General features: G+C 42.7%; 21 protein-coding genes. 9 read left to right on the top strand and 12 right to left on the bottom strand.

The features are described 5' to 3' along the window. Positions 1–48: 48 nt before the first annotated feature. From uppS to rpsB, 5 genes are all read right to left on the bottom strand, one after another. Positions 49–831, bottom strand: a complete 783-nt coding sequence (gene uppS / locus Q4561_RS00120) for a polyprenyl diphosphate synthase (RefSeq protein ID WP_303456352.1) — start codon at positions 829–831, stop codon at positions 49–51. Positions 832–839: 8 nt separating this feature from the next. Continuing rightward, positions 840–1,397 carry a ribosome recycling factor gene (gene frr / locus Q4561_RS00125; protein ID WP_303456354.1) on the bottom strand — a complete coding sequence of 186 codons (558 nt, stop codon included), beginning with the start codon at positions 1,395–1,397 and terminating at the stop codon, positions 840–842. 22 nt (positions 1,398–1,419) lie between these two features. After that, on the bottom strand, positions 1,420–2,157 hold the full coding sequence (gene pyrH, locus Q4561_RS00130; RefSeq protein WP_013785187.1) for a UMP kinase: 738 nt from the start codon (positions 2,155–2,157) through the stop codon (positions 1,420–1,422). 241 nt (positions 2,158–2,398) lie between these two features. Next, positions 2,399–3,271 carry a translation elongation factor Ts gene (tsf, locus tag Q4561_RS00135; protein ID WP_013785188.1) on the bottom strand — a complete coding sequence of 291 codons (873 nt, stop codon included), beginning with the start codon at positions 3,269–3,271 and terminating at the stop codon, positions 2,399–2,401. Positions 3,272–3,394: 123 nt separating this feature from the next. Continuing rightward, positions 3,395–4,126, bottom strand: coding sequence for a 30S ribosomal protein S2 (gene rpsB / locus Q4561_RS00140; protein ID WP_303456358.1), 732 nt, complete (start codon positions 4,124–4,126; stop codon positions 3,395–3,397). 374 nt (positions 4,127–4,500) lie between these two features. On the opposite strand from rpsB, the gene map reads away from it, so the two are divergent. From map to dapD, 3 genes are all read left to right on the top strand, one after another. Then, on the top strand, positions 4,501–5,295 hold the full coding sequence (gene map / locus Q4561_RS00145; RefSeq protein ID WP_303456360.1) for a type I methionyl aminopeptidase: 795 nt from the start codon (positions 4,501–4,503) through the stop codon (positions 5,293–5,295). Between the two features lie 474 nt (positions 5,296–5,769). Continuing rightward, positions 5,770–8,421, top strand: coding sequence for a [protein-PII] uridylyltransferase (gene glnD, locus Q4561_RS00150; protein ID WP_303456362.1), 2,652 nt, complete (start codon positions 5,770–5,772; stop codon positions 8,419–8,421). Further along, complete coding sequence (gene dapD / locus Q4561_RS00155) at positions 8,418–9,242, top strand: 2,3,4,5-tetrahydropyridine-2,6-dicarboxylate N-succinyltransferase (RefSeq protein WP_013785192.1); 825 nt, start codon at positions 8,418–8,420, stop codon at positions 9,240–9,242. The genes glnD and dapD overlap by 4 nt, the downstream gene beginning before the upstream one ends. Positions 9,243–9,327: 85 nt before the next feature. On the opposite strand, the gene Q4561_RS00160 is transcribed toward dapD, so the two are convergent. The 3 genes from Q4561_RS00160 to Q4561_RS00170 form a co-directional block, all read right to left on the bottom strand. After that, positions 9,328–9,777 carry a flavodoxin gene (locus tag Q4561_RS00160; protein ID WP_303456364.1) on the bottom strand — a complete coding sequence of 150 codons (450 nt, stop codon included), beginning with the start codon at positions 9,775–9,777 and terminating at the stop codon, positions 9,328–9,330. 70 nt (positions 9,778–9,847) lie between these two features. Further along, positions 9,848–10,633 (bottom strand): tRNA pseudouridine(65) synthase TruC, encoded by a 786-nt coding sequence (gene truC, locus Q4561_RS00165; RefSeq protein WP_303456367.1) that lies wholly within the window; start codon positions 10,631–10,633, stop codon positions 9,848–9,850. Between the two features lie 3 nt (positions 10,634–10,636). After that, entirely contained in the window at positions 10,637–11,020 is a 384-nt protein-coding gene (locus tag Q4561_RS00170) for a YqcC family protein (protein ID WP_303456370.1), read from the bottom strand. Between the two features lie 102 nt (positions 11,021–11,122). Here Q4561_RS00170 and Q4561_RS00175 point away from each other — a divergent pair, with 102 nt between their 5' ends. After that, a complete protein-coding gene (locus Q4561_RS00175) occupies positions 11,123–12,169 on the top strand; it encodes a DUF3549 family protein (protein ID WP_303456373.1) in 1,047 nt (348 codons plus the stop codon). Between the two features lie 3 nt (positions 12,170–12,172). Then, the gene (locus Q4561_RS00180) at positions 12,173–12,478 is read left to right on the top strand and encodes a DUF3301 domain-containing protein (protein ID WP_013785197.1); all 306 of its coding nucleotides are present in this window, start codon (positions 12,173–12,175) and stop codon (positions 12,476–12,478) included. 1,154 nt (positions 12,479–13,632) lie between these two features. On the opposite strand, the gene Q4561_RS00185 is transcribed toward Q4561_RS00180, so the two are convergent. The 3 genes from Q4561_RS00185 to Q4561_RS00195 form a co-directional block, all read right to left on the bottom strand. Next, positions 13,633–14,067 (bottom strand): GFA family protein, encoded by a 435-nt coding sequence (locus Q4561_RS00185; RefSeq protein ID WP_303457158.1) that lies wholly within the window; start codon positions 14,065–14,067, stop codon positions 13,633–13,635. A 69-nt stretch (positions 14,068–14,136) separates the two neighbouring features. Further along, on the bottom strand, positions 14,137–14,787 hold the full coding sequence (locus tag Q4561_RS00190) for a GNAT family N-acetyltransferase (RefSeq protein WP_303456375.1): 651 nt from the start codon (positions 14,785–14,787) through the stop codon (positions 14,137–14,139). 108 nt (positions 14,788–14,895) lie between these two features. Next, positions 14,896–15,261: a DUF3192 domain-containing protein gene (locus Q4561_RS00195; protein ID WP_303456378.1), complete on the bottom strand. Its 366-nt coding sequence runs from the start codon at positions 15,259–15,261 to the stop codon at positions 14,896–14,898. 248 nt (positions 15,262–15,509) lie between these two features. Here Q4561_RS00195 and Q4561_RS00200 point away from each other — a divergent pair, with 248 nt between their 5' ends. Further along, on the top strand, positions 15,510–15,836 hold the full coding sequence (locus tag Q4561_RS00200) for a hypothetical protein (RefSeq protein ID WP_303456381.1): 327 nt from the start codon (positions 15,510–15,512) through the stop codon (positions 15,834–15,836). A gap of 87 nt (positions 15,837–15,923) precedes the next feature. Here Q4561_RS00200 and syd read toward each other — a convergent pair whose 3' ends face one another. Beyond that, positions 15,924–16,478 (bottom strand): SecY-interacting protein, encoded by a 555-nt coding sequence (gene syd, locus Q4561_RS00205; RefSeq protein WP_303456384.1) that lies wholly within the window; start codon positions 16,476–16,478, stop codon positions 15,924–15,926. Between the two features lie 97 nt (positions 16,479–16,575). On the opposite strand from syd, the gene queF reads away from it, so the two are divergent. The 3 genes from queF (at position 16,576) to ppnN (ending at position 20,406) form a co-directional block, all read left to right on the top strand. Continuing rightward, positions 16,576–17,427 carry an NADPH-dependent 7-cyano-7-deazaguanine reductase QueF gene (queF, locus tag Q4561_RS00210; RefSeq protein WP_303456387.1) on the top strand — a complete coding sequence of 284 codons (852 nt, stop codon included), beginning with the start codon at positions 16,576–16,578 and terminating at the stop codon, positions 17,425–17,427. Positions 17,428–17,503: 76 nt separating this feature from the next. Further along, on the top strand, positions 17,504–19,045 hold the full coding sequence (locus Q4561_RS00215; protein ID WP_303456390.1) for a GGDEF domain-containing protein: 1,542 nt from the start codon (positions 17,504–17,506) through the stop codon (positions 19,043–19,045). 2 nt (positions 19,046–19,047) lie between these two features. Then, positions 19,048–20,406, top strand: a complete 1,359-nt coding sequence (gene ppnN / locus Q4561_RS00220; RefSeq protein ID WP_303456392.1) for a nucleotide 5'-monophosphate nucleosidase PpnN — start codon at positions 19,048–19,050, stop codon at positions 20,404–20,406. Positions 20,407–20,476 lie beyond the last annotated feature (70 nt).

Here is a 20,476-nt window from a genome sequence, read left to right on the forward strand (position 1 = left end):
CTCTCGGCTCCTGTGGTCAGGCCTGCCCTGATACCTACCTGCATAAAGTTAACTGCTGGCAGGATCAATTTGTTCACCCGTTAGGCCAAATCGGCGCTGGCGAACATTAAAGTCATCTACGGCTAATTGAAAAACATCTTCATTGAAGTCTGGCCATAGCACATCGGTAAAATATAATTCGGCATACGCACACTGCCATAACAAAAAGTTACTGATTCTGTGTTCACCACCGGTGCGTATAAGAAGGTCTAGCTCAGGAAGGCTTGCGGTAGAGGTATACTGATTAAAAACGGCTTCATCAATATCTTGAAGCGCCATTTCGCCATCTTTTACTTTTGCAGCCAGTTCTTTAGCGGCATTAACAATGTCCCACCTGCCGCCATAATTAGCCGCAATATTAAGAACAAGATCATTGTTACCTGAGGTCATTTCTTCCGCTTTGCGGATTTTTCCAACCAACTTACTATCAAAGGCAGTTAAATCGCCTACTACCTTCAAACGAACACCATTTTTATGTAATCGCTTGGCTTCACTGTTTAATACTAAATTAAACAGTTCCATCAACACACTGACTTCTTCTTCTGGTCGTTTCCAGTTTTCACTAGAAAACGCAAATAAGGTTAATGACTCTATGCCCGTTTGGCGAGCAAAGCGCACAACAGCCCGCACAGATTCAACGCCAGCCTTGTGTCCAAAGGTACGAATTTTCCCTTTCTTTTGCGCCCAACGACCATTGCCATCCATAATAATGGCGACATGTTTAGGGCCAGCAATAGTTGCTGGCCCTACTGTATCAGTCGTTTTGGCTGCGTTTGACCGCTTCCCAATCATAATACTTATTATACTTCCATCAGTTCTTTTTCTTTAACAGCAAGCATGCCGTCAACTTTCTTAATGAAATCATTGGTTAAAGACTGAATATTTTCTTCCGCTGCGCGGCTTTCGTCTTCACTGATTTCTTTTTCTTTAAGTAATTCTTTTACATCGCTGTTTGCATCACGACGAACATTTCGAATTGAAACACGTCCGTTTTCTGCTTCATTACGCACTACGCGAATAAGGTCTTTACGACGTTCTTCAGTAAGTGGAGGAAGAGGAATGCGAATAGAACCACCCGCGCTCATTGGGTTCAAACCCAGATCTGCCTGCATTATCGCCTTCTCAACAGCTTGAATGGCACTCTTATCAAAAACAGTAAGGGCTAATGTGCGGCTGTCTTCAGCAATGACATTTGCCACTTGCTTAAGCGGTGTATCTGTACCGTAGTAAGGTACCATAATGCCATCTAATAAGCTTGGATGAGCACGGCCTGTGCGAATTTTACTGAACTGGCCTTTAAGTGCACTGATGCTTTTATCCATACGCTCTTGCGCATCTAATTCAATTTCATCAATCACGTTATATTTCCTATTTTCTTAATTAACTATTGTCAGCGTGACAAATAAGGGTGCCAACTTGCTCACCCATAACAACACGTTTCAAACAACCTGCTTCGTTCATGTTAAATACACGAATAGGAAGGCTGTGATCTCTAGCAAGCGTGAACGCTGACAGGTCCATCACCTTAAGTTCTTTCTCAAGTACTTCTTGATACGAGAGTTGGTCGTAAAGAGTTGCATCTGGGTTCTTAACCGGATCATCGCTATAAACGCCATCAACTTTTGTGGCTTTTAGTACGGCATCGGCTTCAATTTCAATGCCACGAAGACATGCGGCTGAATCTGTAGTGAAGAAAGGATTGCCTGTGCCCGCTGAAAAGATAACCACGCGGCCAGATTTTAATAAGCTAATCGCTTCTGCCCAGTTGTAAGCATCGCACACGCCATTTAAAGGAATCGCTGACATCATACGCGCATTAACAAAGGCACGATGCAGTGCATCACGCATGGCTAAGCCGTTCATTACGGTAGCAAGCATCCCCATGTGGTCGCCTACAACACGGTTCATGCCAGCTTTTGCTAGCCCTTCGCCGCGGAACAAGTTACCGCCACCAATAACCAAACCTACTTGAACACCTAGTTCAACAAGTTCTTTGATTTCTTGGGCCATACGGTCAAGTACTTTAGGATCGATGCCAAAGCCTTCTTCACCCATAAGGGCTTCGCCACTTAGCTTTAACAGAATGCGTCGATATGCTGATTTCGGTGTGATACTCATTATTCGATATGTCCTCGTAAACCCATTTTGTCTTATGCTTTTCTATTGTTTACACACTGCTTTTGCAGGTAAAAAGAATAGGACAAAATGCTTTCTTAAACGTTTAAAGATTTTACCGCTTTGCGAATTAAATTATCTTAGCAAAACTGTAACTCGCGGGTACTAGCTATAAAAAAGCACCTCCGAAGAGGTGCCTTGTAGTTTATCTGACATTAGCACAATGCAAAAGATAAACGCCCAATTATTTCTTGGCCGCTTCCATTTGTGCTGCAACTTCTGCTGCAAAGTCTTCAGTTTTCTTCTCGATACCTTCACCAACTTCGAACCGTACGAAGTTAACAACATCAGCAGAGTTGTTCTTAAGCAACTCAGCAACGCTGATTGAAGGATCTTTAACGAAAGGCTGACCAGTCAAGCTTACTTCACCAGTAAACTTCTTCATGCGGCCTGCAACCATCTTTTCTGCGATATCAGCTGGCTTACCAGACTGCATTGCAATACCAATTTGGATTTCTTTCTCTTTCTCAACAACTTCAGCTGGAACATTTTCAGGCTTAACGAACTGAGGGCTAGCCGCTGCAACGTGCATTGCAATGTCTTTAGCCAACTCTTCGCTGCCACCAGTAAGAATTGAGATTACGCCGATACGACCGCCGTGCACGTATGCACCTAGTGTATCGCCTTCAACGTTGATAACGCGACGAGGAGAGATGTTTTCACCGATTTTCGCCACTAATGTGTCACGAACGTCGCTTACTTTAGCACCGTTAAGTTCAGAAGCATTCAACGTGTCGATATCGTTGATGTTGTTCGCTGCTGCTATTTCTAGCAACTCGTTACCAAACTTAAGGAAACCTTCGTCACGTGCTACGAAATCTGTTTCACAGTTAATTTCAAGCATAGTCGCGCGACCATCTTGAACTTTAGTAAGGATTACACCTTCAGCTGCGATACGGCCAGCTTTTTTAGCTGCTTTCGCTTGGCCTGATTTACGCATGTTTTCAATGGCTAGTTCAATGTCACCATCCGTCTCAACCAAAGCTTTTTTACAATCCAGCATACCTGCGCCTGTACGCTCGCGCAGTTCTTTAACTAGTGCTGCAGTCACTGCCATTTTTCAATTCCTCAGCAATAAATATAAATTCGTTTAGGTAAAAGGGGCGTGATCGCCCCTCTCAATACGTCTCGTATTGTAGCACTATCATATAATTGTAATATGACAGTAAAGCGAACAGAATTACTCTGCAGCTTCTACGAAGTCGTCTTGCTCAGCTTGTACTTCTAGGTTGCTTTCGCGACCAGAGATTACAGCGTTAGCAGCGGCATCCAAGTATAATTGAACTGCGCGGATTGCATCGTCGTTACCAGGAATGATGTAATCAACACCATCTGGGTTAGAGTTAGTATCCACAACACCAACTACTGGAATACCCAGGTTACGTGCTTCTGTGATAGCAATGTGCTCGTGGTCTGCATCGACAACAAAGATAGCATCTGGTAAGCCGCCCATGTCTTTGATTCCGCCAAGGCTGTTTTCAAGCTTTTCCATTTCACGCTGAAGCATAAGGGCTTCTTTTTTGGTCAGCTTTTCGAAAGTACCGTCTTGGCTTTTTTGCTCTAGTTCTTTCAAACGCTTGATTGATTGACGAACTGTTTTCCAGTTAGTCAACATACCACCTAACCAACGCTTGTTAACGTAAAACTGGTCACATTTAACAGCTGCATCTTTTACCGCATCGCCAGCAGCGCGCTTAGTACCTACGAAAAGGATTTTCCCTTTCTTAGATGCTACGCTTGATAGGTAGTTAAGAGCGTTGTTGAAAAGTGGAACTGTTTTTTCAAGGTTGATGATATGAACTTTGTTACGTGCGCCAAAGATGTATGGTTTCATCTTAGGGTTCCAGTAACGAGTTTGGTGACCGAAATGCACACCGGCTTTCAGCATGTCACGCATTGAAACATTTGCCATTTTAATTTCCTCTCGGGGTTAGGCCTCCATATACCCATTGTATCGATCCCACCTATATAAATAAGTAGAACACCCCGATACGCAGTGTTGGTATATGTGTGTTTTAATTAAATTTAATTTACCCTTTTGACCAAACGCTTTTGAGGGCATTCCGTCAGGGCGCGCGCTTTATACCATATTAAGGCTACTCACTCAAGTTTTCCTGCCAGTTTAGCCATTCCTTGTATTCTTGGAGTCTGCCCCTATACACATTCAATCCTAATGGCTAAAATGTAGCTATATATGTAGATATCCTCTACGCGTTGACTGCTGTTCTATACTTTTATTGCCTGAACTAGCGCAACGACCTAAACCAATTGAAATTGAGAGATGCTGTGTCAGCTATTATTAAGACCTCTGAAGAAATTGAAAAAATGCGCGTTGCTGGAAAACTAGCAGCCGATGTACTTACTATGATTGGCCCCTATGTAAAAAAGGGCGTCACCACAGATGAGTTAAATACAATTTGTCATGATTACATTGTTAATGAGCAGCAAGCTATTCCTGCGCCATTGAACTATGGTCACCCTCCATTTCCTAAGTCAATTTGTACTTCGGTAAACCATTGTATTTGCCATGGCATTCCATCTGACAAAAAATTGAAAGACGGTGATGTGATTAATATTGATGTAACCGTTATTAAAGATGGTTACCACGGTGATACTTCTAAGATGTTTACCGTTGGAAAGCCAACGATTATGGCTGAGCGTTTAACTCGAATTACACAAGAATGCTTATATAAAGCGATTAAAGAAGTAAAACCGGGCATGACATTGGGTGACATTGGTCACATCTGCCAAACCCATGCAGAAGCGCATAACTATTCAATCGTTCGTGAATACTGCGGCCATGGTATTGGTGCAAGCTTCCACGAAGAGCCACAAATTGTGCATTACGGTAAACCTGGCACAGGTGATGTGCTTGAAGCAGGTATGTGCTTCACTATCGAGCCCATGGTGAATGCTGGTAAGCGTTATTCGAAAATTCTTCCTGATCAGTGGACTGTTGTGACTAAAGATAGAAGTTTAAGTGCCCAGTGGGAACATACACTTTTAGTGACAGAAGATGGCGTTGAAGTACTGACATTGCGTGATGAAGAAGATTTAGCAAGAGTCATTTCACACAGTTAACCAGTTATATATCTTTAGGCTCTCATGCACTGCGACGAAAAGTTGAATGTGTGATGAGTGTATTCTCGCTAGCCATATAGCAGTTTACCCCTAGTTAAACTGCTACATGGCACTTCCATCCTTTGTTCTCTATTTAGGTTGGCATCTTTTTCCCTCTTTGTTTACTAGTACTAACGCTCTTATAATAACGCCCTCATTTAGTTCTCAACCGATTTGCTATCGTAAGCGTATTCCTTATCTCTTACCTTTTATCTCTACCCATTCGATATTGACTGGCTATTTGAACTAACTATGCCACTGCACTTACTTTTTTCATTTCCAATCACACAGTCTTTCTTGTTACACAGCTATAACGTTTTTATATATTTATTCATAATATAGCCTTGGGTATGCAACTAATCGGCACTGCGATTTCGTTTCATTTCATGTTAGAGTTCGTTGTGTTCAAAAAGCTGTACGCATAGAAGGTGTAATTTGACGCTGCAATCCCTAATAAAAAATATTGATCAAATAACGTCGGTTGACGACTTAATGGGTATCAAGTCATGTGTAGAAGATAGCTACGCATGGATAAAAGCGTCATTCGACAGTATTCCTGTCAATCAACTAGTGACGGGCCGAGCCCAATTTGTTGATGCGCTATTGTGTCACCTTTGGCATCTTTACGGGTTAGACAATGACAGCGAACTTGCGCTCTGTGCCGTAGGTGGATATGGCCGTGGGCACCTTCAACCCTATTCTGATATTGATTTGCTCATCGTTAGTAAACGAACTCTTAAATCTGCCACCCAAGATAAAGTTGGCCGTTTTATTACTTTGCTTTGGGACATTAAGCTTGATGTAGGGCAGTCAGTTCGTACCATCAAAGAAACGGTGAGCCTTGCCAAAGACGACATTTCCATTGCTACTAATCTTGTGGAAAGCCGACTACTTAGTGGCAGCGAATCTATTTTTGAAAAACTATGGGATGAAGTTAACGGCAGAAACTCATGGTCTAGTAAGGCGTTCTTCTCGGCAAAGTATGACGAGCAAAAGCGACGCCACGCCAAATTTAATGGTACAGCATACAACCTAGAACCTAACATTAAAGAAAACCCAGGCTGCTTACGAGATATTCAATCTATTGGCTGGGTGGCAAAAAAACACTTTAAAGAATACGACGGCTGGAACTTAGTGGGTCATGGCTACTTCACCGAGCAAGAACACAGTGAGTTGATCACCTGTCGAATGCACTTGTGGAAAATGCGCTGTGCCTTACATCTTATTGCAGGGCGAAGTGAAAATCGCCTTCTTTTTGATTACCAGCCTGACGTTGCCACCATGATGGGATACGGCGAAGAAGGAAAGAGCTCAGTTGAAAAGATGATGCGTGACTTTTTCCGCACTGTCGCTCGGGTTTCCGAATTAAATCAAATGCTGTTACAGCGTTTTAAGTATGACATGCTTAACCAGAGCCTTCAGCGACGCACCAATATCAATGATGACTTTGAATTACTCGACAATATGATATCCCCAAGGCATGAAAATGCCTTTTCTTCGCCGGAAGCCCTTTTAGACTTTTTAAATGTGGTTACTAACACGCCAGAAGTACAAGGTTTAAGCTCAACCTGTATTCGACAAATTAGAAACGCACATCGGGCCTTTGAAGATACTTATTTTGTAGAGCGCCCCGCGTGCCGCGAAAAGCTCATGATATTACTTAAGCAACCAGACTTCTTTAATTTTGGTTGGGACATCATGCACCAGTACGGTATTTTGCAAGCATATTTACCTGAGTGGGATGCCATAGTTGGTATGATGCAATTCGACTTATTCCACGCCTACACGGTGGATGAACATACTCACCGCTTAGTGAAGCACGTGAATTACTTTTTCTCGAAAGAGAATAAAGAGTTCCCTCGCTGTGGCCGTATTTGTCGTAACTTAGATAAACCCGAAGTATTGTATATAGCCGCTATATTTCACGATATTGCCAAAGGTCGTAATGGTGACCACTCCACCCTAGGTGCGATAGATGTTGCCAAATTTTGTGAACAGCACGGTGTGGCAGAAAACGATGCTGCTATGGTGAGTTGGTTAGTAGAAAACCACCTGCTAATGTCTGTGGTAGCGCAGCGCAGAGACATTTACGATCCTGATGTTATCAGTGAATTTGCTGGCGCTATACGAAGCCATAACCACTTAAACTTACTCTATACGCTTACTCTTGCAGACATTCGTGCTACTAACGATAATTTGTGGAACGATTGGAAAGCTTCACTGCTTAGAGAGCTCTATTTAATGACCCAAAAGGCATTAGATAATGGGTTACAGTGCCAAGTGACGTTAAGTGAGCGAGTGACTACTCACAAATATCAAGCGCAACAAATTTTGCACGAACGTGCCGTTAATTTTGATTCGATTGATAGGTTGTGGGCACGGTTGGATGATGATTACTTTGTGCGCTTTAAGCCCACCCAAATAGCATGGCACACAGAAGAAATTGTTAAGGCGCAAGATGATTGGCTAACCCCAGATAGCGACAGTCTTTTGGTAAAAGCCAATGACAACAGTGCGAAAGGCGGCACAGAGATCTTTTTGTTCGGAAAAGACAGAAAAGCCCTTTTTGCACAGGTTGCCTCGGTACTCGATAGCCGAAACTGCTCTATTCACGATGCCCATGTTACCGTAACCCGCGATGGTTATGTGTTTGACAGTATGTTAGTACTTGAGAATGATGGCTCAAGGCTAACGTCAGAGTCACGTATTCAGTCGTTAGAAAAAGCAATTAGCACACAACTTGAAAAACCAGGCCGCTCACACGAAAATAAGCGTAAACTACCTCGCCAAATGAAACAGTTAGATGTGCCTACCAAGGTACGTTTTTTCAATGTTCACGATGAAGCAACACTCATTGAGTTAGAAGCACTAGACGCGCCGGGTATATTAGCTAAAATTGGGCATGCCTTTGTTGATACTAATGTCACATTAAAGTTAGCGAAAGTTGCTACCATCGGCGAGCGAGCCGAAGATATATTTATTGTTAGCAATGAAGCTGGCAAATCATTAACCCAAGAACAACAAGTTAGCTTGAAAAAGCGAATTTTGTTTAAACTCGATCAACTTGAAGATATCACCATACCATGAATGAATTGAAAGCCATTATTGAAGACGCCTTCGAAAACCGCGACAACATTAGCCCTTCTTCTGCCCCTGCAGAAGTGAAACAAGCCGTTGCCGACGCTATTGCATTGCTAAATAGCGGTAAAGCACGTGTAGCTGAAAAAATCGCGGGCGAATGGGTTGTTCATCAGTGGTTAAAGAAAGCTGTTTTACTTTTCTTCCGCCTACACAACAACGACGTTATTGAAGGCGCAGAAAGCCGTTATTACGACAAAGTACCGTTGAAATACAGCAACTATACTGCAGAGCAGTTTGCTAACGATGGCGCTCGTATCGTGCCTCCAGCGGCAGTGCGTACCGGTACCTTCGTAGGTAAAAATGCGGTTGTTATGCCTTCGTACGTTAACATTGGTGCATTCGTTGATGAAGGTACTATGGTAGATACATGGGCAACCGTAGGCTCTTGTGCACAAATTGGTAAGAATGTTCACTTATCTGGTGGCGTAGGCATTGGTGGTGTTTTAGAGCCACTTCAAGCGAACCCTACTATCATTGAAGATAACTGCTTTATTGGCGCACGTTCTGAAATTGTTGAAGGCGTTATTGTTGAAGAAGGCGCAGTTATTTCAATGGGCGTTTACATTAGCCAAAGCACCCGTATTTACGACCGTGAAACCGGCGAAGTACATTATGGCCGCGTTCCTGCGGGCTCTGTAGTAGTTTCAGGTAACATGCCAAGCCCAGATGGTAAGTACAGCCTATATGCTGCCATTATCGTGAAGAAAGTAGACGCTAAAACCCGTGCAAAAGTAGGTATTAATGCCCTACTACGTGGTGTTGAATAAGTCTGTATTCACGTATTAAACGTTTTGCATTAAAAAAGGGCGCCTAGCGCCCTTTTTTATCTTTTGAGATTGTTGTCGAACCCCGTTACACGCCTAACTGAGCTTTAATACCGTTAACCCACTCAATAACCATGGTTTCAGGTTCAAGGGTCTCAAGGGCATCAACTTCTAGCATGTCGGCTACTGCTTTACCTTGCAGCTCTAATAACAATTCATTGAATTGACGACCGGCTCCACAAAAACTTTCCCCGTAACTACTATCACCTAACGCAGCAACCGCAAAAGGCTTGTCGTTTAGCAATGGAAACTCATCTTTCAAATCAGAGAAGACAAATTCTAAGTTTGGTGGAACATCGCCTTGGCCTGTAGTCGAAGTAATCAATAAGATAGCGTCTGCATCGGTAAAGTCGCTTACTGAAGGATCGCTTTCAAGTTCGCAATCTACGCCTTGCTCAGCAAGACTCTCTTCAACCTGTTCTGCCACATGTTGCGCATTGCCGTACACGGTTCCCGCAAAAATTTTTAATGTTGCCATTACTTCCTCATCATCTCTTTAAATCGTGTGGCTTCCCGTTTACGCAGCGTACTTTCGTGTGCCTAAACGGTTACACCAAATATTCTTGCCAAGCATTTAACACTCGTTGCATTTCTAAATGCATTCTAACAGACACCGATAGCCACTTTCCTGTAATCGGGTGATAAAAACCCATCTGGGTACAACTTAAGGCCAAATTATGAAAACTAAAGTGTGTTTGCAAAAATTTGTTCTGTTTTCCGTCCCCATGAGTGGTATCACCCAGTATGGGATGTCTGATATGCACCATATGTCGGCGTAACTGATGTTTACGTCCTGTGGACGGTAAAAGTTTCACCAATGAATAGCGGGCGGTTTCATATTTACCTACGGCGAAAGGTAATTCATAGTTCGCTAAACTTTCGTATACCGTTGTGGCTTGCTGCGGTGCCTGCTGCGGGCGCTTATGTTTATCGGCAATTTTATCGTAACGATATTTGAGCGCATAATCGATGAGTCCTGAATGTTTAACATAACCACGAACAATAGCGTGATACTGCTTTTGCACCTGCTTATTCATCAACTGCTGGCCAAGCAGCGCCGCTGTTTTACTGTCAAAACTAAACAATAGTACACCGGATGTTGGTCTATCTAAACGGTGTGCTGGGAATACATGCTTGTTGAGCTGATCCCTCAAGGTCTGCACGGCGAAGCGAGTTTCATGCCTGTCGATAGGACTTCTGTGCACTAATAAACCCGGCGGCTTATCAATGGCCACGATATGCTCATCTTGATATAAAATATTAAGCGGCGGGTATGGCTGCACACTATTGATGTCAGCCTTTTCACTCGGGCTAACCGATAATTCTTCAGGCATGATTTACTTCTTATTAGGTTCGGTTAGTTTATCAAGAGCAAGCAACGAAACTAAGATAGATTCGGGGCAGTTTGGCACATACATCTGCGCCGCAGGGGAAATTGCCATCTTCCTAGGTAACTGACCTATTGCTATTAGGTGATGACATTTAGGCACAAAAACATACGCCAGCCATTCGAAAAAAGACAGGGTATCAATAGCAAAAGGTGCAGTACTGGCTAGTTGTTCCTTGCTAGGTGCTTTTTCCGGCCACGTTTTAGTTTGGCGCAGCGCGGTTTCTAGCGCATTTAAATGATACTCGAATTCTTCTATTAACTTCATAGTCATTACATGGTTTAAGGTTTGCCGTAAAAATCTGGCCGGCAGTATACCAGAGGCAGCACTCATTCCGCTCGCACCTTTAAAAGAACAATGCCTTTGCCTGTCGGCAACTAAAATATGCTAAACTTTGCGCCCTAAAATCAGTTTTATGAAGTGAGAACGCCTGAAATGAACGCAAACAGTATTAACTCTATCAGCGAATTTTTATTGCATGCAGGTACAGAATATATTGTTTTTGATATGGGTCGAAGACTTACCGCTTTAGACAATCAGGCGTTTTTGGATATTGAGAATGGTTCAACTGTTGCGCCCTTCCCTCGCCAGCAGCATGCGTGGTTCGGCATAGTTTTTTGGAATAAAAACAGCTCAAATCAGCACTATATTTGGTTTATTAAACTCCCTCTAGACGAGCAGGGATTAGTGGTAGCGGCTTCAAGAAACCATTTTCTGCAAATTATTGTCGAAGCACTCGGCCAATCAATTTCTGATGATTCTGAAGCGGCTAACACATTGCCAGATAATCCTTATTCATTTGTGCCCGCGCAGTCATTACTTGCGCAATTTAATGCACTGGTTCGTGCAAAGCTAAATCAGCCAATTAGCGCCAGCGCACAGCATGTTATCGCCTATTTGAAAGCGCCTCAGGTGGCTGACTGGCAAACCATTCCCTTACAGGCAATTGCGGATGTGGTCATCAGATTAGACTCAATGGAAAACGCTCAAGAAGTGCAAGGCAGTGTGCTGCGTAACTTTTCACTTTTTGCCGAACCATTTCAACGGGCTTTTATGGAAATGGCCGAAGTTGCGAACGTACCGGCCCCCCTTAACCAATGCATGCTTTCAGTGTTAGACGGTGATGAAATAAGTTTAGCCGCCCTACGGGGTTTGTCTTGTGAGACCAAAAACGACACTATATATACGCAATTAGTGTCGCACTTTGAAGCTAAGAAATTGAATCACTTGGATATATTAAGTGTTATTGCTGCCCGCCATTTTCAGCAAATGGACGAGAAATTACTGCTGCTATTTTTTGAAGCCGTTGCCGAGGTCGATAACCAAGAAAACTATAATGGCGACGTATTTCGCGGCTTCTTCTCTGATCTTGTTCAAGTGCCCCAGTTACGTGAATTAGTACTAGGCATACTAAGAACCCCAGAACGCAGTGACTTACTAGCCAGCGCAATTGGCACGCTGTTTTCACAAACTAAGGGGTAATGAATGACATTACTTGAGTTAACGTTATGGCTAGGGCTGGGCTTTGTCGCCTTTCAGTTTTGGCGCATACGAAGTATTTCTGAATTTACTGATAGTTACTTGCGCCAGTACTGTAAAAACAATCAACTGCAACTGCTCAGCATTGCCAGAGCCAAAACCCGCATTACCTTCAACTACAGCAAGCCTGATTGGCATAATATCTTTGTGTTTGAATTTTCCGGTAATGGTGAAGACAGATACAGCGGAGAAGTGGAGTTAGTGGGCAAACATATTATTAGAACTACCTTACCACCTCACAGAGTTAATTAAGTTCTTCGGATTCGTTAGCCCGCTATAGTATTAGGTATGAACGAGATGACTATGCCGAGCGCAATAGGCGTTTAGAAACGTGAGCGTTTTAGTGACAACACTAAAAATTACGCAAAAAAAAGGGGTAGCCTCTCTGCTACCCCTTTTCCTGGAATTTTGAGTTTCCCTCTCTGCGTTCCTTTGCGACTAAAATCTTCCCGATTAAAATCCATATACGCCCCTTTCCATCTTCTCTCGCGTGTTCCCGTGCGAGTTACCCATCCTTGCGTAAATCCCTTTCCGTTTATCCTGCTAACCCACCAATCCTATACGTGGGGACCTCTTCCTAAGGTTGTTCCTTGTACCAACATCCGTTGGTGTTCCTTATCCTTTCATCCTTTCTACGTCGCACATCCTGCTGCAACTTGCTCAATCCTTAAGCGGTCCGTTCGTTCCTGAGCTACCTTGCTCTTACGCATCCTGCGTAAACCATCCTTGAATAAGCCTTCCAAGCTTTCCTTTACGACACATCCTGTATCTGCTGTATCAGTCCTTTTTATGACGTTCCCTCGCCAAATCCTTTTTACTTCCTGTCGCGACTCCTTATCGCTTGCGCTTTCCTTGCCAATCCTAGTGATAATTCCGTTTCAGCACGTCCGATGCGCTTATCATCCCTGCGTTGCATCCTGCTTTTCCTTATCCCCTCACTCCTGTTAAGGGATTCTCATCCTTAAGTTGTCCAAGGCTATCCTTACAAATCATCCTGACTCATCGTGTATCCCTGTGACGTGTTTAATAATATCCCTAACAAGATTTCTCGCTAGTTAGAATTACAACGAAATGTGGAGAAAATATGGAGGAAAAGTAAGCTCAAAGGAGAAAACCCTTATAAATCAAAGAATTTATACTTTAGTCTAGATTTTGGGTATGAAAAAAAATACACATTTCCTACACTTTTGTAGGAAATGTCGTACAAAGCCTATCGTCAAAATGAACAATCTCTTAATTTTTTGGCGATCGTCATTCGAAATGAGGATCTCGTTCATAAGATCTAATACTAAGGAAAGGATAGCGTGTGAGCACCAGATCTATTATATTCTTTCGACAGGGAAATTCTTTGTAAAAAAATGACGTTTCAGAAAGCCGAGCGACATCCCTTACATTTTAGCAAAAACTTACGACTTTTGCGCAAAATACGCCATGATGTCAGCTTTGGTCATTTCTTTCGTTGTGTTAGAAAAACAATAGTAATTTGGCCGCTGATCGCTGAAATACTGCATATCCATTTCCAACCCATCTAGCCCTTGAAAAATACCGACTGGAATATTGTACTCACCGGTTTCATTGAGCATATAAAAAAGATGCGAGCCACAATTTCCACAGAAACCGCGCGAAGCCCATTCTGATGAAGGGTGAATTTTTATGTTATTACTGCTATTGGTAGGATTTACATTTTCAAATTTAACCTGGGTACCACACTGCAGCGCGAATAGCGCCGAACCTCCCCACTGCCTACAGGAATCACAATGGCACACCGTGAACTTGGGGTTAATATTCTCAGCGGTAACTTTAATGTCACCACAAAGACAACGTCCTTCTGCGCTTAGCATTAGCGCTTCTCCTAGTTTAGTAGACAAGTTATAAGCCTAGCCCAGGATATTACTATTTCATATGACAATTTATGCGGGCTTTCGTCTGAACATTACGTCACCTGTCACATGAGACAAGCTTAGATCCCCCACCACATCATAGTTATCGTCGCTAAAAAAAGGCTTATGTTTTTGGACGGTAACAAATACAGCCACTCCCTCACTTTTAGCGTCTTCTTCTACCACACTATCGATAGCGCCAAGCAACGTGTGGCCAAGTCCGTGATGCTGACAATCAGGGTGAACTGCGATGAAACTAAGCATATGAAAATTTGCAGCAGGGATTAGTGCCCGAACCTTCTCTTCTTTTTCTAGCATTTGCTTGGTGCCGAAAAGACCCGCGGTAAGCAGCATGCGTAGGCGCCAATGCCAATACCGCCCTGCACCGAAAGCGGCATCTGGTGCTGTAAGGCAAGCCACCGCTAATAACCGTTCTGCCTCGAACAGGCCCACGATAGGTTGCTCTGCCACCCAAAAAGCGTTCAGTTCTTCCCTAATAGCTGAACGCAATCGACTTCCGTAACCTTCTTTTTCAGCTTGGAATATGTCGCTAAAAAGCGGATCGTCTACGTACGCATTAAACAAAATGGATGCAGCCACTTTCAAATCATCTACACCTAAGTAAATAGCTTTAATGGTTTCAGGAGTAGGTGCTAATACGTCTGTTGTGTCATTTGTCATGTGAACTGCCCTCTCTATAAATGCGGTTTTATGATCACAGAAAGCAAAAAGTGACCAGGTTATGGTCACTTTACGGTAAAAAAACAACAATGTTAAATTAATGTTACTTTAATTTATTAAGTGGTAGGCGCTATCACCCCAGCCTACAAGGTCGCTATTTTTAAATACAATAGGCGTACACTCATCTTTTGTGGTGATACCATCAGCCATCGTCTTTTGGGTACGATAAAACAGTACACGATAGGTTCCATCTTGCTTTTCATATAGTTCATTGAAATCTGCGACACCCATTTTTGACAGCACGCGCTCATAGCTGGTTCCCACTTCTAGGTTCGAGATATGTTTACGGTTATTGTACTCTCGGTCTTCTACGTCAGTACCATAATGGCTATCACTTCCCCCGCCTACCGACACAACACAGCCAGTAAGTAAAAAAGATGATGCAAGTGCGAGTGGTAAAATTAATGATTTCATGTGAATTCCTCTGATTTTTTTATAATTTAACTCTTCTTATAAACTAAACAGTAATCAAGAATAACACCAACTATTCAACCTGTTGATTTGCAATGAATTTTCAAATATAGGTTAAGTTTCACACTAAGACTAATGGTTTATTTTATTAATTATTGGTCAGGTTGACGCAGAATAATGGTTAAAAAGCATAGCGGAACCACGTTGAAATAGATAAGCTGAATGCTTTCTCACTTTCAACGTGTAACTTAATGTCATTACAAAACAATAATCTGCAACAACTGATGATTGTCTGCCAGCAGATGCATCAAAACGGGACAACACCGTCTGTTGCATTGCTACGCGCTAAAGCACCATTTAAAGTATCGGTAGCAGAAGCGATTGGAGCCATTAAACACTTCAATGCCACTAGTGGCGCAGCGAAAACGGTATCTAGCCTTGATACAGGAGCCCCTCATGATACAAACTCTCCTGATGATAAGGATACTGAAACGGTTGTATCACTTTCTAAACGCGTGAAGTTATTAGAAGAGCAAATTCGCCTATTACAAAAGCAGCTAGACGCATCTTTTAAGTAACTAAGGCTGGTCTTAAATTCCTACTCAAGAAATTTAACCAATGCGCTATAGCGCTTCAAGTAGCCTTCAATGTAACCCATCGACCGATTACGGGCGAAGTGTAGCAATAAATTCAGGTAAGCTTGGTGAAATTACCTTTTTGGGCGGCCGGCCAACTTGTTCTAACACTACCTCTCCAGTGCTATTTAACACGCTTAATACGAAGTCATCTTCATCGGTTAACGCAAAAAAAAGCGTGGGTTCTTGTTTTAGCCTCTTTTTCATTAACAGGTGCCCTATTAAGTTTTGTTGAAGCCGCTCAAAGTCTTCTTCATTCCAAACTTGTAATAATTCACAGGCGCCGTGCTCTGCTGTTACTGGTAAATTATTACTAAAGAATTCAGTAAAGAGCTGGCAAAAATCTGCATTAAGGGTAATTTCTAATGCATCTTCAACATTTTTAAAGCTTAGGGCCTGATGTAAACTTTCATCTTGGCGCTGTGGTCGCCAAGGAACGAGCTCACCTTCTTTCGCGCTATTTAGGTAGCAAGGTGAAGGCCATTGACTATCATAGGGTATGTAAAGCGCGCGATCGCTACTCTCATTGTGTAAAGTGAATGCGTCGATAAGCTGAGTTAATTCATTACGAATTGATAGAGCCATTATAGGGTTACACCAATATTTTTGAGGTACACTATAGATATAAGTGGCCAAATTCAAGTAACAAGGCTTATCTACAACGGCAAATATATAGGTAAATATGACTTCGAAGGCAAATGATAAAATTTCTATTTCTGCACCTAGCGACCTTTCATTGGGAAAGCAAGTTGAATATGAATTTCATTACAATCCTAAGTTACTCCAAGGGGTACCCCGTAGCTTAAGTCGAAACACGTTATCGTTGAATGCTGACTCCCTTCCATTCTCAGGTATCGACATATGGACAGGTTACGAGCTGTCTTGGCTAAATCCTAAAGGCAAACCTCATGTCGCCTTACTCGAATGCTACGTGCCCGTTACCTCTGTAAACCTTATCGAATCGAAGTCGTTTAAATTATATTTAAATAGCTTCAACCAAACGGCTTTTGATAGCGCGGAGAATGTGCGAGCCACGTTAGAATCCGATTTATCAGCATGTGCAGGGGAGCCGGTAGTGGTAGCCTTAACACTTCCAAACCAATTCAATAAACTTAAATTTAAAGAGTTTGATGGTGTATTGCTCGATGACCTCGATATTGTTGTTGAAACTTACCAGCCTGACACTTCACTCTTAAATGCCACTACCGATAAAACAGCAGAGACCTTGGTGTCACATTTACTTAAATCGAATTGTTTAATTACCAGTCAGCCTGATTGGGCAAGCGTACAAATTCGTTATGAAGGAAACAGCATAAATCACGAAGGTCTACTAAAATATTTAATAAGCTTTAGACAACACAACGAGTTTCATGAACAGTGTGTAGAGCGCATTTACTGCGATATTATGCAACACTGTCAGCCGGATAAGTTGACAGTGTGCGCTCGTTATACAAGACGTGGAGGGCTTGATATCAACCCTTTCCGTTCAAATTTTGAAAAGCCTTATTTAAATAGAAGGCAAGCTCGCCAGTAATCTGGCGCACAGGCTCATTAGCAAAATTAATAAGATGTGTAGGATGACTTCACCTAAGGTTGAGTAAAAACAAATTATGGATGCCAAACAGCTTCAAACTTATAAGCAACACAATGCTTTACTTTCACAATTTATCGTTCGCTTGTCTGCCTTCTACGAAGGTTTTTCCGACCAGATTGATAGCGAACTGCAAATATTGAGAGGGCATTTGTCCGGTACTCCAAATTTCACCTTGGCTACTGTCAGCATCAACAAGCTTAACAGCGCACTACAGCACCAAGAACTAACGCTTAAAAAATACAGTATTGAAACCGTTGCTTTACTAGAAAGTGCAACTAAACGTCTTCAAAAAGCTATTTTTGAAGATACAGATCTTCAAAAACAAGCCACACAGCAACTGATCGTCCTTAACCAACCTGTCGGGGACATATTCAGCATTTACAAGCTGTTTAAACAGGCTATTGAATTACACCATACTGCATTAGCAAGTGAAGTGACCTCTGATACAGATATTACGCATGCGGAACGGCCAAAACCTGCGCTAGATAGCGACAGCGACACCATCGTAAACCCGCTTTACAAGTCTATTCTTGAAGAGTTGAATCAACTCATTGCTAGTTATGCGCAACGCCAACCCAACGATAGCCAATTAGCCGCTATTCAGAAAAAGCTCACGGCGGGTATGTCTGAAGACCAGCTGTTGAAAAGCTGTGTCGTTATCCTGCGTATGATAGTGCAAGATGCTATGGCTGAAGCTAGCTTAACAGGCAAAGTTATTCAAAGCCTGCATAACTCGTTAGGCAAGATGGGGGACGATATCCAATTGAGTATGGACAATAGCCGTACTCAGTTTGAACAACGACAAGTTGGTAATGCTCAGCTGCAATCACATATCGAAAGTATTGAAGAGGCCGTATCACACAGCAACTCTTTAGAATCACTTAAAGAACATACCCAGTTTTGTGTTAAGAATATTGCCAGTACATTGAATGAACAAGCCCAGCTAGACTCTCAGGGCCAACATTCTCTAATGGGGCTACTTGGCTCAATGCAAAGCAGAATTGAACAATTACAAAAACAAACCCAGACCTATAAAAAGAAACTAGCCGAGCAAATGATGCTTAGCCAGACCGACCCATTAACTCGCTTACCCAACCGTCAAGCCTACAACGAGAAATTATCAAAGGCCTTCCAGAATTGGCAAGACAACAAAGATGAATTGGCGGTGGCGGTATTGGACATTGATCATTTTAAGACTATCAACGACAGGTTTGGCCATGCAGCTGGCGATAAAACGTTACAGTTGGTAGGTAAGAATTTAAAGCAGCAACTCACAGATAACATATTCATGGCGCGCTGGGGAGGCGAAGAGTTTGTGCTGCTTGTACCCGGTATGGATGAACAGAGTGTGACCGATTTACTAGAGACCATGCGTACCACGCTAGCCTCGTTACCCTTTAAGTTCAAACAAGAAAAGGTCACCATTACAGCATCATTTGGAGCATCATTTTTCAAAAAAGGGGACACTCCTGATGCCGTCTTCGAACGCGCTGATAGCTTACTTTATCAAGCAAAAAACGAAGGTCGAAATCGCGTTATCACTGACAGAGATAAGTAACCATGAAAAAAGTGCAGTTGAACCCAGTTGGTTGGATGAGTCAACTCTCTCAAATTGAAGTTGCTCAGCTACAAAACACAACAAACAGCACACTGTATGGAATGTTTCGAAATTGTAGTTTAGCGGTACTAAATAGTGGCGTAGATGAAGATAATTACGAAGCGCTTTTTGCCCCATATGAAGATTTCGACATTAAACTCGTTCGACGAGAGCGAGGCGTCAAAATTGAGTTAGTAAATCCTCCAGAAGTAGCCTTTGTTGATCAAAACTTGATAACCGGTGTTCATGAGCATTTATTCGCTGTGCTACGAGACTTACTGTATATGGGTAATAAGCATGCTTTTACCCAAAAAAGCGCTCCTGCCGATAGTGACAGCATAACAGATATGGTTTTTGACATGCTACGTCATGCAAATGCGTTAGAAGGCAATGATGGCGTTAATACCGTCGTGTGTTGGGGTGGGCACTCAATAAACCAAACTGAGTATAAATACACCAAAGAAGTCGGCTATCAGTTAGGGTTAAGGGAAATGAATATTTGCACCGGTTGCGGACCGGGTGCAATGAAAGGCCCAATGAAAGGAGCCACTATTGGGCATGCCAAACAGCGATATAAAACAGGTCGCTATATTGGTATTTCAGAGCCAAGTATTATCGCTGCAGAGCCTCCGAACGCGATTGTGAACGAACTAGTTATTATGCCTGACATTGAAAAGCGCCTTGAAGCCTTTGTGCGCTTAGCCCATGGCATTGTGATTTTCCCTGGTGGTGTGGGCACTGCCGAAGAGTTGCTTTATTTATTGGGTATTTTGTTGAACGATAAAAATGCTCAGCAACCCTTTCCTGTTATCCTTAGTGGTCCTGCAGGCTCTGAGGCCTATTTTGAAGCCATTGACGAATTCGTTGGAGCAACGATAGGAAAAGAAGCACAGAGTAAATACCAGATAATTGTTGATGATCCTGAAGAAGTTGCTCGCGTTATGCGTACAGGACTAGGGCGAGTTAAGAGGTATCGAGAGGCGATGGGTGATGCCTATAGCTTTAACTGGTCACTTACTATTGAAGAAGCATTTCAACGCCCTTTCATTCCTTCGCATCAAACTATGTCTAATTTGGCCTTACATCACGACCAAGACAATGCATCGTTAGCTATCGCGCTAAGACAAGCATTTTCTGGGATTGTAGCGGGTAACGTAAAAGCCGAGGGCATAAAACATATCAAAGAGCACGGACCATTTAAGCTCACCGGTGATGCTAAACTGATGGAGCGGGTCGATGCTTTGTTGGAGTCCTTTGTATCTCAACAGAGAATGAAGCTTCCAGGCTCTGCTTACACCCCGTGCTATACCATAGAAAAATAGCGAGACGCATTTCCTTACGTTTAACACTTACCGTGGACGAACTTTTTACGGTACACTGTCAACTTAAGTA

The organism is Alteromonas sp. 1_MG-2023 (assembly GCF_030547075.1).
Classification (GTDB): domain Bacteria; phylum Pseudomonadota; class Gammaproteobacteria; order Enterobacterales; family Alteromonadaceae; genus Alteromonas.

Coding starts and splice junctions, on each gene's coding strand:
- Q4561_RS00215 (WP_303456390.1), top strand. CDS start 17,504: ATGGATGCCAAACAGCTTCAAACTTATAAGCAACACAATGCTTTACTT.
- uppS (WP_303456352.1), bottom strand. CDS start 831: ATGATTGGGAAGCGGTCAAACGCAGCCAAAACGACTGATACAGTAGGG.
- truC (WP_303456367.1), bottom strand. CDS start 10,633: ATGCCTGAAGAATTATCGGTTAGCCCGAGTGAAAAGGCTGACATCAAT.
- Q4561_RS00185 (WP_303457158.1), bottom strand. CDS start 14,067: ATGCTAAGCGCAGAAGGACGTTGTCTTTGTGGTGACATTAAAGTTACC.
- tsf (WP_013785188.1), bottom strand. CDS start 3,271: ATGGCAGTGACTGCAGCACTAGTTAAAGAACTGCGCGAGCGTACAGGC.
- Q4561_RS00175 (WP_303456373.1), top strand. CDS start 11,123: ATGAACGCAAACAGTATTAACTCTATCAGCGAATTTTTATTGCATGCA.
- ppnN (WP_303456392.1), top strand. CDS start 19,048: ATGAAAAAAGTGCAGTTGAACCCAGTTGGTTGGATGAGTCAACTCTCT.
- rpsB (WP_303456358.1), bottom strand. CDS start 4,126: ATGGCAAATGTTTCAATGCGTGACATGCTGAAAGCCGGTGTGCATTTC.
- Q4561_RS00160 (WP_303456364.1), bottom strand. CDS start 9,777: ATGGCAACATTAAAAATTTTTGCGGGAACCGTGTACGGCAATGCGCAA.
- dapD (WP_013785192.1), top strand. CDS start 8,418: ATGAATGAATTGAAAGCCATTATTGAAGACGCCTTCGAAAACCGCGAC.
- syd (WP_303456384.1), bottom strand. CDS start 16,478: ATGGCTCTATCAATTCGTAATGAATTAACTCAGCTTATCGACGCATTC.
- pyrH (WP_013785187.1), bottom strand. CDS start 2,157: ATGAGTATCACACCGAAATCAGCATATCGACGCATTCTGTTAAAGCTA.
- Q4561_RS00200 (WP_303456381.1), top strand. CDS start 15,510: ATGTCATTACAAAACAATAATCTGCAACAACTGATGATTGTCTGCCAG.
- Q4561_RS00195 (WP_303456378.1), bottom strand. CDS start 15,261: ATGAAATCATTAATTTTACCACTCGCACTTGCATCATCTTTTTTACTT.
- Q4561_RS00190 (WP_303456375.1), bottom strand. CDS start 14,787: ATGACAAATGACACAACAGACGTATTAGCACCTACTCCTGAAACCATT.
- queF (WP_303456387.1), top strand. CDS start 16,576: ATGACTTCGAAGGCAAATGATAAAATTTCTATTTCTGCACCTAGCGAC.
- Q4561_RS00180 (WP_013785197.1), top strand. CDS start 12,173: ATGACATTACTTGAGTTAACGTTATGGCTAGGGCTGGGCTTTGTCGCC.
- Q4561_RS00170 (WP_303456370.1), bottom strand. CDS start 11,020: ATGAGTGCTGCCTCTGGTATACTGCCGGCCAGATTTTTACGGCAAACC.